Origin of the sequence: Methylobacterium thuringiense, from assembly GCF_022179645.1 — a bacterium.
Classification (GTDB): domain Bacteria; phylum Pseudomonadota; class Alphaproteobacteria; order Rhizobiales; family Beijerinckiaceae; genus Methylobacterium; species Methylobacterium thuringiense.
This window is the reverse complement of the sequence record NZ_BPRA01000007.1, coordinates 74,500-86,736: the sequence shown is the minus strand read 5'-3', so window position 1 is coordinate 86,736 and position 12,237 is coordinate 74,500. Positions and strand designations below refer to the sequence as shown.

Genomic DNA, 12,237 nt, shown 5'->3' with positions numbered 1-12,237 from the left:
CCAGCGCGCAGAGACACGTTGGCGGCACCCAACCTCCGGTCATTCCGGCCACCCTCCCATCGCGCCTGCCAGTCGGCATACCAGACCATCGATGGGGAGGCAGCCGTCCTGCCGACCCGCATCGACCGGAGCGTCGTCCGCGTCATGCGGCTCGCCTGGGTCGGCGATCCGTCGATCGAGACTCCCGGGACGGTCTATCGCCTGCAGACGTCGGGATGACGGACCGTCATCGAACGATCACCCCAGGCCTGCATTCGCAGGCCATCATTGCCCAACGAGGAATCCGTCGAATGCTCTCACGCCGACACGCTCTCGCCGCCGCGGCGACCCTTCTCTTCGTCCCGGCGGTCCAGGCCGAGCCCGCCGTCGGCCTCGCCGAGCGCCGAGCGATCGCCGCCTATCGGCAGGACCGCTACCCGGCCCTGGAGAAGGCGATCCAGGACGCGGCAGGCTTTCCGGTGCCGGTCGAGGTGGTCTGGGACCAGCTCACCGTCCCGGGCGACGCCCAGTATGTTTCGGACGATACCTATTTCGGGACGACGATCTTCGCGCCGCTCGCCGCCGGCCTGAAAGAGGTCGGCAAGGACAAGATGGGCCGCGACGCCCTGAGCAAGACCCTCAAGGCGATCCGGGTCCGCTACGACGAGAAGACCGCGGTCGCCTCGAACTTCGCCAAGGGGCTGACCTTCAAGGATGGGGTCCTCGACGTGAACTGGCGGCCGTTCGCCAACACCGCCGACGTCAAGCCGCGCGTCGAGGCGGTGGTCGAGGTGCTCGAGAAAAACCTGTGATCGGCAGGATCGGACATCGCTCGCGGATCGCCTGTGCGACCGGCCTCGCACTCGTGCTCGCCGTCTGCGGCCGGGTGGCGGCGGGCGAGCCGGTTGCCACCTCCGGCGTCTACGGCAGCCTGACCCTGGCGGTGAACGGCAAGTCCGTGGCCGGCGTCTTCTCCGAGGGCCGCGGTGAGCCAGGTCCGGGCGGGGCTGCGCCGTTCAGCTGCATCTTCCTCATGCGGGGCAGCCTCGTGGGCTCGCGTGCCGAGATCGAGACCTGGTTCCCGGGCGAACCGGAGCGCATCCCCGGCACGCTCGCCTTCACGCCGGAGGGGGCGGCCCTGACGCTCGCCGAGGATCACGGCGGCTGCATGATGGCGACGGGCACGATGGTCGGAAAGCCTTTCGATCTCGGCCGGGGTCGACTTCAGCCCACGGAGAACTGGCTTGCGGTTGGCCTCGTGACGACCAAGCGCGCCGTCCTTCGACCCGAGCCCGGCCCTGCGCCGAAACGGGGCCCCTACCTCGTCGAATACGACCCGGTGGCGCTTCTCGAGCGCAGGGACGGCTGGGTACGGGCGCGTTATCTCGGCGGCACGAAAACGGTTTCAGGCTGGCTGCCGGCGGATGATCTCGTCGTGGTCGCGCCTTGAGGTCGCAGTCCGAGGCCTCGCCGGTCGGAAGACAAGCGCTCGTACCCCATTCTGGAGCGCTCGGTCGATCACGCTATCGACGGCGGGCGGGGCGCAGCGGTCCAAGGAAGCCGCTCCATTCCATGCCCATCGCTTGTGCTCGCTCCGCGATGACGCCGATGCCGCCCATCAACCCGGCGATCGGCGAGGCCTGCATGCCCGGATCGTTCAGCGCCCGTCCAATCTGCCGGCCCTCCCACCAGAGTTCCAGAACGATCAGGGCCAGAAGCCCAATCAGTCCCCAGGTCGCGAGGCCCCAACCAAGAATGTAGATGCCGTAGGGCGGCGACAGGGCGGTGCCGAGATGCGACAAACCGATCACGGCACCAAAGCCGAGGACGAGTATTGCCAGCAGGCGAAACACCAGACGCCTGTAAAGACGCAACGCGAGATCGAGATCCTCGACGGAGGACTGGTCAAGTTTCAGGGTCATGAAGCCTCTCGCAAAGGGTTCATCCGTCATTCCGGGAACGATCCGATGATGGCAGCATCCTCAGAAAGGGGCGGCCGCAGAACGTAGGCCGGTCGGTTGCAATCTGCGTCAGCAGCCATCGTCCACGTCGCGACGAGACGGCCGCGCGTCCAGCGATCCGACGCGACGCGGTGTTCTATCGGACGGTGCCATCGGGAAACTGCTGTGCCGTCGGTCTTTGCCGCGGGGCCTCTTCCGTCGTGATCGTGCCTGTCCCGAGCAGGATCGCGAACAACGCCATCGGCAACGCCCAGAGTTGCATCGGGATGCCGAAGAACGCGTGGTCGCGGGCGGCCGGACCGAACGTCTCGCCGCGGTTCCAGCGGAGCCCGAGGCCGAGCGCCGTGATGGCGGCAAGGCCCATCGTGAGGCAGACGCCGCGATCCACCTCCGGGCCATCGACCTGCCGCAGGACGATCAGAGGCAGGAACATCGCCGCCGCAGCCAGAAAGATGACCCAATAGCCGCGACCATGCCAGAACACGTACATGCGTCGATCTTCCCCCTGCGATCCGAGTCGGATGCTCTTTCTGGGTCGGCCATCGGATCATCTATCAGAGCGAAGCGCGTCGTGCCCCGCGCACGGGACGGAAAAACAGCGAAGATCGGCACCGTCGCGATCTTATGACGTCTCTTCGGGCGTGATTGTCCTGCTGATGTCTTTGACTTTGTTTTTTGCCGCACGTGACAGTGCGATGTCGGCTCCCGCCTATCCCCTGGCTTGCCGGTTCGTCCGCACCGAACTCGACCTCCATCGCGACTGCGCCCGCCGCGACGGCGCCGTGCTGCGCATCGCCCCGGTCCACATTGCGCAGATGCGCTTTCGTCGCGGGCTCGCCGAGGTCGCGATCGACGAGATCGGCTGGCTCTGGGTGCGACGCGATGGTCTGGCGCTGCCGGTCTTCGTCTTCGACAACGGATCCGACCCTTACGTGCAGGGCCTCGTGCGGGGTTGGCACGCGGGAAAGGTGGCATTCTACGACCGCCGACTGCGCCTCGCCCTCGCGACGCCCTACGATTGGTCCTTCCCGTTCAACCGGCGGGGCGTCGCGCTCGTATGCACGGGATGCCGTTCCGACGGCCGTTCACCATCCTCGATGATCGGAGGTCGGTGGGCCCTGATCGATCGGAAGGGCGCGCTTCTCGAACCGCTCTCGGAGAGTGACACGGCATCCGACCGGTACTTCGCGCGCTGACGACGTTTGACGCCGTACGCATACAAACTCTCGGGCAATTCATGGGAAGACCACGCTGCGCGGCAGCGAAATGAAGCAATATCCGACAGAAAAGCGCTTCGCCAGCGTTAATGGAAGTCCGCTTTAGTATTTGTAGTAGGGCTTCGTAAATGACTGGCTTGGGTCGGGAGCGGGGCGTCCGGTTCCGGCGCCCAAAAGAACACATCAGGGTAAGATCTCGACCAGTTGCTGGCCTCAAGGTCGCGACAGTGGCGTTCGGTTTACGGAGGGTTTCTTGGATCGCCTTGATGCCATGTCCATCCTCCTCACCGTCATTGAGGAAGGCAGTCTCTCTGCCGGGTCACGGAAGCTGCGCCTTCCCCTCACCACGGTGAGTCGCAGGATTTCCGATCTTGAACGACATCTCGGAACGCGACTTCTAAATCGAACCAGTCGCCGGATCGATCTTACGCCGACGGGTCAGACCTACGTCGCAGCGTCCAAACGCATCCTCGAACAAGTGCTGGAGGCCGAGCGGGCGGCGGCTGGCGAATACAGCACGCCCCGCGGCGAACTATTTGTTACCGCGCCGATCGTCTTCGGCCGTCGACATATCGTGCCGCTCGCCACTGCGTTCCTGGCCGCGCATCCCGAGATCGATATCCGATTGTTTCTGATCGATCGCAGCGTGAACCTCGTCGAAGACCATGTCGATATCGCTTTGCGGATCGGCCCTCTGGCCGACAGCGCACTCTTGGCCACGCGCCTCGGCTCGGTCCGCCGTGTGGTCTGCGCAAGTCCGGACTACCTCGCGCGCCGCGGCGTGCCGACAACACCGCAGGCGTTGAGCGGCCACGAAGCCGTGACCTTCCAGGGCTTTCCCGCAACACCGGAATGGCGTTTCCAAGATGGAGCCAAGACGATCACCGTACCGGTCCGCGCCCGTCTCGCCGTCAACACCGCCGAAGCCGCCGTGGATGCCGCGTTGGCCGGGCTCGGCATCACCCGTGTGTTGTCCTACCAAGTTGCGCCGGAGATCCGATCCGGTGCGCTGACGTTGATCCTCGAGGGCTATGAGCCTGAGCCGCTCCCGGTCAGCTTCGTCCATCCGGAACAAGGACCGACGCCTATCAAGGTACGTGCCTTCCTCGATTGGAGCGTTCCGAAGCTCAGAGCCTACCTTGGAACCCTCTGAGGATCTTCGCAGGCCTTCCATTTTTCGGAATGCAGGCTCCCGAACACATAGGCTTATCCCGAAAACCGGCTGCGCCTAGGTTCCTTCTCACGAGCCGCGATGCATCACGCAGCGGCCTTGGTTCCGAGGAGAAACGTCGATGACCGATCTGTTCGTTCCGGCCGTTCTGTCAGCCTCCGCCCTCGCGATGCAGGCTGCGGCGCCGCGGAGCCCGGCGCATCCGGTGATCCCCATCGTCCACCATCGCACGGCGATCGTGGACGGTGTCGATGTCTTCTTCCGCGAGGCCGGGCCGGCCGATGCACCCGTCGTCGTGCTGCTTCACGGCTTTCCGACCTCGTCGCACATGTTCCGCAACCTGATCCCGCTTCTCGCCGACCGCTACCATGTCATTGCGCCGGATTATCCTGGCTTCGGCAAGAGCGGCGCGCCGGACCACAAGGCCTTCGACTACACTTTCGCGCATTATGCCGACCTCGTCGACGCATTGCTCGATCGGCTCGGCGCGGCGCGCTACGCCCTGTACGTTATGGATTACGGAGCACCCGTCGGCTACCGGCTCGCCCTCAAGCACCCCGAGCGCATCAGTGCTCTCGTCGTCCAGAACGGCAACGCCTACGAGGAGGGGTTGCTGGCGTTCTGGGATCCGATCAAGGCCTATTGGGCCGACGGGTCCGAGACGAACCGCGAAGCCCTGTCGGTTCTGGTCGATCCCGCCACGACGAAGTTCCAGTACGTCGATGGCGTCGCCGACATCTCGCGGATCGATCCCGACACCTGGCGGCACGACCAAGCGCTCCTCGACCGCCCTGGCAACAAGGACATCCAGCTGGACCTTTTCCACGACTACGGCACGAACGTTCCGCTGTACCCGGCTTTCCAGGCATATTTCCGCGCGCACAGACCGCCGACGCTGATCGTCTGGGGTCGGAACGACTCGATCTTCCCCGCCGAAGGCGCGCATCCCTACCTGCGGGATCTGCCGGACGCCGAGCTTCATCTGCTCGATACCGGGCATTTCGCGCTGGAGGACAAGCTCGACGTCATTGCACCGCTCATGCGCGACTTTCTCGACCGTACCCTCCTCTCCCACTGAACCGGCGATGGCCCGTGCGACCGACCGAGCCCGGACGGGACCGGCCTCGGAGCCGCTCGGGCCCGTCATGCAGGAGATCCGTCATGAGACATCGTTTCTTCGATCTCGCCTTCACTCCGGGCGTCCGGGCGGAGCAGGCCCGCATGGGCTCCCGTGAGGCCTACGCCGATGCGGCGGCCGGTGCGGCGATGCCCGCGGAAGCGCTCACCGACCGCGAGGTCAACTTCATCGCCGACCGCGACAGCGTCTATCTCGCCAGCGTCTCGGAGACCGGTTGGCCCTATGTGCAGCATCGCGGCGGACCGATCGGCTTCGTCAAGCCGATCGACGGCCGCACGATCGGCTGGGCCGAGTTTGCGGGCAACCGTCAGTATGTCTCCATCGGCAATGCGGCCGCGAACGACCGCGTGGCGATGATCTTCATGGACTATCCGAACCGCCGGCGTCTCAAGCTGCTCGGCCGCCTCCACGTCGTCGCGAGCGGCGAACGTCCGGACCTCGCGGCCACGCTCGCGACGCCAAGCTACCGAGCGCGCGTCGAGCGCTTCGTCCTGGTGACGGTTGAGGCCTTCGACTGGAATTGCCCGCAGCACATCACCCCGCGTTTCAGCGAAGCCGAGATCGCGACGGCGGTCGCGCCGCTGCATGCGAGGATCGCGGAACTCGAAGCGCAACTGACCAGCCCCAGGGGGTGGTCCGGTTCCAAAGTTGGTGCAGGGTCAGCCTTTGCTCCCCAGGTCGCTTGGCCGGCCGAGCCGGTCTGGTGAGCGCAGCCGGTCAGGCGGATGAGGCGGGCACGAACACCTCCGGGGCCGGCGGGAGATAACCCAACCGGGCATGCCGGTGTACGCCGTCGTCGGGTCGTCGCCAACTCCCGGATCGAAACCGGCATGGTCTCCATCGACACCGCCACAAGCTCGATGCCGGAGCTGCGCTCCGGCGGCATTAAGAACTCGGGCTCCGGCCGCGAACTCGGCATCGAGGATGTTCGTCAACAAGACACTGGTCGTCGTGGCGGCCTGACACGGTCATGAAGCCAACGACCGGCACGGCGGCCGGTGGCTGGCGGAACGATTTCGTGATGACGCTATGGACCAAGGGGGGCGCGTGAGCGGCGGTCTCGGTGCATTGTTCTCGCTACCTGACGGTGACGAGCGATGACGATGTCGAGCTGGACGGACACGCCACAGAGATACGGCCGGATCAGTCGCGGCTTCCACTGGTTGATGGCCGCACTCTTCGCCTGGCAGTTTGCCGGCGCGCTGCTCTACGTCAGCATCGGCGATACGGCTCTCACCAAATTTGTCGGAGGGAGCCATCTGACCATGGGATTCACGCTCCTCGTGATCGTCGTATTGCGTGGTGCCTGGGCTCTGGTGAGTCTGAAACGGCGACCGCCGCATACGGGTCGCCTGGGACGCGCTGCGGCCTCAGGGCACGCGTTGATCTACGCCGTCATGTTTGTGCAGCCAGGCATTGCTCTCCTGCGTCAATATGGATCCGGCAAGGGCTTTTCCCCCTATGGCATCCCGTTGATGCCTGAACGCGGAAGCAAGATCACGTGGATGATGGTCCCTGCCGATCTTATGCACTATTGGCTGGGTTTTGCATTTTTGGCAGTGATTATCGGCCACATTGCCATGGCAGCGATGCATCAATTCTTTTGGAAGGAAAAGGTGATCTCGCGAATGACTTGACGGCGATTTGCTTCTGCCGATGTCTCGTTAGACTGACGTTCGACGGCATCGACATGGCTCGGATGCCGCACAGAGATCTGCCCGGCCATATCGCCTACGTACCGCGGGCACGGGTCGCCTTTTTCCCATTCAGCGTTCGCGAGATCGTTTTCATGGGCCGGGCAAGCAGGCTCCGGGCAAGCAGGCTCCCGGTCTTCGCCAGACCCGGCATCGACGATCACGCCGCGGCGCATGGCGCGCATGCGAGCCGCGACGTCGAACACCTGGGAGCTCTGTCTGAGTAATGCTCTCGACGGCGGGGGAGCCCGGAGGCCGATCCTCTGGCCGTCCCGAGATGTCAACGCGGAGGCAAATCCGGTCAGGCATCGTCTGCCCGCGGCCCTAGACTGGGCGTCGGCATTCGGGTCGCGGCAAGCCCGCTCCCTCCGCGCCCTCTCGGAGAACGCATCATGAAGCACCTCTTGATTTCCCTCGGGCTGTTCGCGGGGGCGCTGGCCTTCGTCCCCATGGAAGCGAGCGCGATGGTCTGCGCCAGGGGCCTCTATCGGGCCGGGTGCGTCGGTCCCAACGGCGGAGTCGCGGTCCGCCGCGGCGGCTACGCGCCCCGGGTCGGAATGTACGGGCGCGGGGCGCGGGTGGGGATGTACGGCCGTGGCGTGCGCGGCGTCGCCTTCCGCCGCGGCGGCTTTCGTCGCTGAGATCCGACGAGCGGCGAGGCCGGCATCCGGCCTCGCTTGCCTCTCGGCAAAGATGGCTCCTTCAGAACTTGGCGACGACCGGCGCGTCAGCGACCACGGCTTTGGCGGGTGCGACCCAGAGCGGGGCCGTGATCGTGAGATAGGTCGCGGTGCCCTCGAAGCGGTTGGTGACGTCGAATTCGCGCAGGACCCGCACGTTCGTGGAGACGGGGATCTCGCCGAGTTTGAACGTGTAGCCGATCTGGCCACCCACCGCCGTCACGCGCCCCTTGAAAGGGCCGATCCGATCGCCGCGTCCGCTGTCGCCCGTGAGCTGGTCGTAGAAGTAGCCGACGGCACCGATCGAGAATTCCTTGCTCAGGAACTTCGAGGCCGACCATTCCAGGTGGAACTCGGTGCCGGTGAGGTACTGCGTCGCCGGGTTGATCCAGTTGAATGTCACGCCGGGCACCACGGAAAGCTCGTAGCCGAGGACCGGGTCGAGGTAAGTGAGCGCCGCGCTGAGGTCGAGCGCCGGCCGGTTCAGCGAGATGTTGGACAGCTGGCCGGTCTCGTAGGATCCCGACGGAACCACGCCGAGGACGGTGGTGCTCCAGTGAAGGTTGCCGGAATGCCAGCCCACGAACGAGGCGAGGTAGATGTCGCCGACGTTGAAGATCGCGTCGCGCTCGCGGCCGGAAACGATGCGGTCGATCCGGGGTGACGAAAAAATCGCGCCGGCGCTGACGTTGGGCGTGCCGAACGGGATGGTGACCGAGAACCCGAGGGTTCCGCCGAGGATCTCGACCGGGGTGACCCAGACCGGCGTCATGAAGGTCGCGCTGATATCGAGCTTCACGTTCGCGGCGACCACGCCGCCGCTCTGGAAGCTGCGGTTGCCACCGAGATTGCCCTGGTAGAAGTAGGTCTCGTTCTCGAAGTAGAACCCCGGCGGCGGCGTCACGCCGGCGAGCGGGCCGCGGTTGCCGAGCACGTAGGCCCCCTGCGCCCCCTCCGCAGCCTTCGCCCCTCCGGAGAACGACACGCCCGCGACGGCCAACACTGCGCAAGCGAACATTCGGTTCGAGCGGCGGAAATCAGACATGATGCCCTCCTATGAAAGCGGCACATGTCTCGCCTTCGAATACAATCGTCTCAGCTCTGATCGCGGGCATCAATCCAGAACAATAGAGTCTCACGTATTTCTAGTACTATGTGCTATAAATGTTAGATTTGATAGTATATTATATGATAGGTTAATAAATCTTATGAAGATTGTGCGCGAGGCAATTGCGCCGGGTGCATAGTGCCGAGATCTTGCTTCACGCTCGAGACTTGCGACGGCCTCGATCTCTCGAAGCCGTCCCTGTCGCGCGCCGCGCGGCCTGGTTCCGCGCGCTATTTGCCCATCGCCGAACGGGCCGCGATGATCTTGGCTTTGATCGCATCGAGGTTGAAGCTCGCGCCCTTCTGCATGGGCGGAAACGCAATGGCGGTCATGGCCAGCTTCTCGACCTCCTGCTGGACGAAGACGAAGCGCCAGAACTCGTAGAGGAACCAGCTCATGTAGTTCTGGGCGCCTTCCTTCGTCCCGTCCGTCGGCCAGCCCGTGCGCTCGAACGGGTCGAGGCGCAGGTTAGTGATGTAGGGGACGTCGGCCTTGGTCTTGTCGCCGAGCCAGCCGTGCGGCTGGTCGATGAAGCGGTATTTGTAGTCGCCGATCCGGACGGCGCCGAGTTCACTCTCGCCGAAGTACCAGATCTCGTTGCGGTTCGACGGACCCTTGCCGGTGATCATGTCGAGCTGGTTGTAGCCGTCGAGATGGACCTTGTAGGTCTGGTCGCCGATCGCCTTGCCGGCCTTCAACTCCTCGCCGATGGTCGCGTTGCCGGCAGCCGCCACCAGCGTCGGGAACCAGTCGAGTCCGGAGATCACGCCGTTCTCGACCTTGCCGGCAGGCACCTTGCCGGGCCAGCGGACCATGGCCGGCGCGCGGAAGCCGCCCTCCATGATAGTGCCCTTGGACTGCGAGAACGGCGTCTGGCCGCCATCGGGCCAGGTGAAGACCTCGGTGCCGTTGTCTGTGGTGAAGACGACGATGGTGTCGTCGTCGATGCCGAGGTCCTTGAGCTTCTTCATCACCGAGCCGACGTCGTCGTCGAGCTGGGCCATGCCGGCTTCCTGGATGCTCCAGCCGTTCTTCGAATTGCGCATCGCCTGATACTTCGGCGACAGGTGGGTGGTGACGTGCATCCGGGTCGGGTTGAGCCAGACGAAGAACGGCTTGCCGTCGGCCTTGGCCTTGTCGATGAAGCCCAGCGCCAGATCGCGGATCTCGTCGTCCACCGTCTCCATCCGCTTCGGATACAGCGTGCCGGCATCCTCGATCCGCTGCTTGCCGACCTTGCCCCAGCGCGGGTCGTCGGTGGGGTCGTCCGTGGTCGTCGCCCAGGAATGGACCATGTTGCGCGGGCCGACCTTGTCGAGCAGCTCCTGCGGGTAGGCAGGGTGGGCCGGATCCTCCATCGCGTCGAGGTGGTAGAGGTAGCCGAAGAACTCGTCGAAGCCGTGGACGGTGGGCAGGAACTCGTTCTTGTCGCCGAGGTGGTTCTTGCCGAACTGGCCTGTGGCGTACCCCATCCCCTTGAGCGCGGTGGCGATGGTGACCGCCTGCGCCGGGATGCCGATGGCGGCGCCGGCCTGGCCCACCGTGGTCATGCCGGTGCGGATCGGCAGCTCGCCGGTGATGAAGGCGGCGCGGCCCGCCGTACAACTCGCCTCGGCGTAGTAATCCGTGAACAGCATGCCCTCGGCGGCGACCTTGTCGAGGTTCGGCGTGCGCCCCGCCATCATGCCGCGGTGATAGGCGCCGATGTTCCAGATGCCGATGTCGTCGCCCATGATGACGACGATGTTCGGCTGCTTGCCCGATGGCGGCGGCGAGGACTGGGCCAGGGCTGGCGTGGTTTGGGCCGCAGCCACGAGCCCTGCTGTCGCGAGCAGCGAGGTGCCGCTGAGGAGCATGTTGCGGCGGCTCATCGCCGCCTGGTTCTCCTCGGGCGCCGCGCCGTCATCCGTCCGGCCGTCGCTGGTCTCGTCGCGTCTCATGTCGGGTTTCCTTCTCTTGTGATGCATCGGAAGCCGACGTGGCTCATCGACGTGTCGACGGGCTGCGCGTGACGCGCGGCCGGCCGGTAGCGGCGGCAGTAATTCGGCGCGCACAGGTGCGAGCCGCCCTTCACCACCTTGCGAGGGATCCTGATCCGGGGCTGGCCGGGATCGAAGCTGTCCTCCTCGCGGCCGCCGCGCGGATTCCGGGGGATGCAGCAGGACTTCTGAAGCGGGTTTCCGGCGCCCTGGGCGAACCAGTCCGTGGTCCACTCCCAGACGTTGCCGATCATGTCGGACAGGCCGTAGCCGTTCGGCGGAAAGGCGCCGACGGGCGAGGTCCGCGGGAATGCGGAGGTGTTCGTGTGCGGGAAGTCGCCTTCCCAGATGTTCGCCATCCGCTGTCCGCCCGGGACGAGCGTCTGGCCCCAGGCGAATTCCGTCTCGTCGAGGCCGCCGCGGGCGGCGAACTCCCATTCCGCTTCGGTCGGCAGGGCCTTGCCGGCCCAGCGCGCATAGGCCTTGGCATCGGCGAACGCGACATGCACGACGGGATGGTCGTCGAGCCCCGTCAGCGAACTGTCCGGGCCATAGGGGTGGCGCCAGTCCGCACCGGCGACGAAACTCCACCACTGACTGGGGAAGCGCAGGTTCACGGGTTCGCGCGGCTGCACGAAGACCAGCGATCCGGGGTGGAGCATGTGCGGGAGAGCCCCGGGATAGTCCCGCGGATCCGGGGAGATCTCGGCCACCGTGCGGTGGCCGGTGGCCGCGACGAATGCCGCGAACCGGGCGTTCGTCACCGGGGCCTCGTCGATCCGAAAGGCGTCGAGCGCCACGCGGCGTGTCGGGGCTTCTTCCGGATAGTGCCGGTCCGATCCCATCCGGAACGTCCCTCCGACGATGCGCTGCATTCCGCGATGGAAATCCTCGCCGTCGAAGGAAGCGGTGTCGATGGTCGATCGCGGTGACACGGCACCTGCCATTCCAGGCTCCCGTTGAGGACCGAGCGCGTTCCGGGAGGGGGGAAGGAGATCGACCCACCCCGTTGTACAAGGCTCGGCACCGACCCGGTCCCCAGCGCCGAACGCAACGTCAGGATGCGGAAACCCGTCCCGGCTGCTTGACCGCGATTGCCAAGAGATTGACCGCTCGCGACATCCGCTCGGGTCTTTGTGGGAAATCCGACATTGACCGGGCGCCTGCGCTCCCGGCAGCCCCGAAAACCGTCAGAGCCTGTCGTCTCCGGTCAAGCGAGTACGCGCGGAGCCGCCTACGATCCGGGCCGCGACGCGATCGCGCCGACATCCGGGACGAAGCCATGACACTCCCGCCGCGCTCCGTGCGGC

Annotated in this window: 16 protein-coding genes and 1 pseudogene; 10 read left to right on the top strand and 7 right to left on the bottom strand. The window is 65.5% G+C overall.

All coding sequences use genetic code 11. The annotated features are described in order from the left end of the window. Positions 1-18 precede the first annotated feature (18 nt). The 3 genes from MFF07_RS08610 to MFF07_RS08600 all read left to right on the top strand — a co-directional run bounded on the left by MFF07_RS08610 (position 19) and on the right by MFF07_RS08600 (position 1,429). Positions 19-219, top strand: a complete 201-nt coding sequence (locus tag MFF07_RS08610; RefSeq protein WP_187272439.1) for a hypothetical protein — start codon at positions 19-21, stop codon at positions 217-219. A gap of 71 nt (positions 220-290) precedes the next feature. Next, positions 291-791, top strand: coding sequence for a hypothetical protein (locus MFF07_RS08605; RefSeq protein WP_147814739.1), 501 nt, complete (start codon positions 291-293; stop codon positions 789-791). Then, positions 788-1,429, top strand: coding sequence for a hypothetical protein (locus tag MFF07_RS08600; RefSeq protein ID WP_210245121.1), 642 nt, complete (start codon positions 788-790; stop codon positions 1,427-1,429). The genes MFF07_RS08605 and MFF07_RS08600 overlap by 4 nt, the downstream gene beginning before the upstream one ends. Positions 1,430-1,502: 73 nt before the next feature. Here MFF07_RS08600 and MFF07_RS08595 read toward each other — a convergent pair whose 3' ends face one another. Together MFF07_RS08595 and MFF07_RS08590 are read right to left on the bottom strand one after the other, a co-directional pair. Beyond that, on the bottom strand, positions 1,503-1,901 hold the full coding sequence (locus MFF07_RS08595; RefSeq protein WP_147814737.1) for an ABC transporter ATP-binding protein: 399 nt from the start codon (positions 1,899-1,901) through the stop codon (positions 1,503-1,505). A 175-nt stretch (positions 1,902-2,076) separates the two neighbouring features. Further along, positions 2,077-2,430, bottom strand: a complete 354-nt coding sequence (locus MFF07_RS08590; RefSeq protein ID WP_147814735.1) for a hypothetical protein — start codon at positions 2,428-2,430, stop codon at positions 2,077-2,079. 31 nt (positions 2,431-2,461) lie between these two features. On the opposite strand from MFF07_RS08590, the gene MFF07_RS08585 reads away from it, so the two are divergent. From MFF07_RS08585 to MFF07_RS08570, 4 genes are all read left to right on the top strand, one after another. Next, a complete protein-coding gene (locus MFF07_RS08585) occupies positions 2,462-3,136 on the top strand; it encodes a hypothetical protein (protein WP_187272426.1) in 675 nt (224 codons plus the stop codon). A 274-nt stretch (positions 3,137-3,410) separates the two neighbouring features. Further along, positions 3,411-4,310 (top strand): LysR family transcriptional regulator, encoded by a 900-nt coding sequence (locus tag MFF07_RS08580; RefSeq protein WP_147814733.1) that lies wholly within the window; start codon positions 3,411-3,413, stop codon positions 4,308-4,310. A gap of 139 nt (positions 4,311-4,449) precedes the next feature. Next, on the top strand, positions 4,450-5,406 hold the full coding sequence (locus MFF07_RS08575) for an alpha/beta fold hydrolase (RefSeq protein ID WP_147814731.1): 957 nt from the start codon (positions 4,450-4,452) through the stop codon (positions 5,404-5,406). An 83-nt stretch (positions 5,407-5,489) separates the two neighbouring features. Beyond that, positions 5,490-6,173 (top strand): pyridoxamine 5'-phosphate oxidase family protein, encoded by a 684-nt coding sequence (locus MFF07_RS08570; protein WP_147814729.1) that lies wholly within the window; start codon positions 5,490-5,492, stop codon positions 6,171-6,173. On the opposite strand, the pseudogene MFF07_RS08565 reads toward MFF07_RS08570, so the two are convergent. Further along, positions 6,118-6,255, bottom strand: a pseudogene (locus MFF07_RS08565) (IS3 family transposase); the annotation flags it as partial. The gene MFF07_RS08570 and the pseudogene MFF07_RS08565 sit on opposite strands and share 56 nt — an antisense overlap. Positions 6,256-6,296: 41 nt before the next feature. Here MFF07_RS08565 and MFF07_RS08560 point away from each other — a divergent pair. Together MFF07_RS08560 and MFF07_RS08555 are read left to right on the top strand one after the other, a co-directional pair. Then, entirely contained in the window at positions 6,297-6,440 is a 144-nt protein-coding gene (locus tag MFF07_RS08560) for a hypothetical protein (protein ID WP_187272438.1), read from the top strand. 129 nt (positions 6,441-6,569) lie between these two features. Continuing rightward, entirely contained in the window at positions 6,570-7,103 is a 534-nt protein-coding gene (locus tag MFF07_RS08555) for a cytochrome b (RefSeq protein WP_238231564.1), read from the top strand. Here the strand turns inward: MFF07_RS08555 and MFF07_RS08550 are convergent. Then, on the bottom strand, positions 7,061-7,366 hold the full coding sequence (locus MFF07_RS08550; protein WP_147814725.1) for a hypothetical protein: 306 nt from the start codon (positions 7,364-7,366) through the stop codon (positions 7,061-7,063). The genes MFF07_RS08555 and MFF07_RS08550 overlap by 43 nt on opposite strands. Before the next feature lie 186 nt (positions 7,367-7,552). Here MFF07_RS08550 and MFF07_RS08545 point away from each other — a divergent pair, with 186 nt between their 5' ends. Beyond that, positions 7,553-7,801 (top strand): hypothetical protein, encoded by a 249-nt coding sequence (locus MFF07_RS08545; RefSeq protein ID WP_147814723.1) that lies wholly within the window; start codon positions 7,553-7,555, stop codon positions 7,799-7,801. Between the two features lie 61 nt (positions 7,802-7,862). On the opposite strand, the gene MFF07_RS08540 is transcribed toward MFF07_RS08545, so the two are convergent. The 3 genes from MFF07_RS08540 to MFF07_RS08530 all read right to left on the bottom strand — a co-directional run bounded on the left by MFF07_RS08540 (position 7,863) and on the right by MFF07_RS08530 (position 11,802). Continuing rightward, positions 7,863-8,885, bottom strand: coding sequence for a SphA family protein (locus MFF07_RS08540; protein WP_147814721.1), 1,023 nt, complete (start codon positions 8,883-8,885; stop codon positions 7,863-7,865). Between the two features lie 293 nt (positions 8,886-9,178). Beyond that, complete coding sequence (locus tag MFF07_RS08535; RefSeq protein ID WP_147814938.1) at positions 9,179-10,804, bottom strand: arylsulfatase; 1,626 nt, start codon at positions 10,802-10,804, stop codon at positions 9,179-9,181. An 80-nt stretch (positions 10,805-10,884) separates the two neighbouring features. Continuing rightward, complete coding sequence (locus MFF07_RS08530; protein WP_147814936.1) at positions 10,885-11,802, bottom strand: formylglycine-generating enzyme family protein; 918 nt, start codon at positions 11,800-11,802, stop codon at positions 10,885-10,887. Between the last annotated feature and the right edge of the window lie 435 nt (positions 11,803-12,237).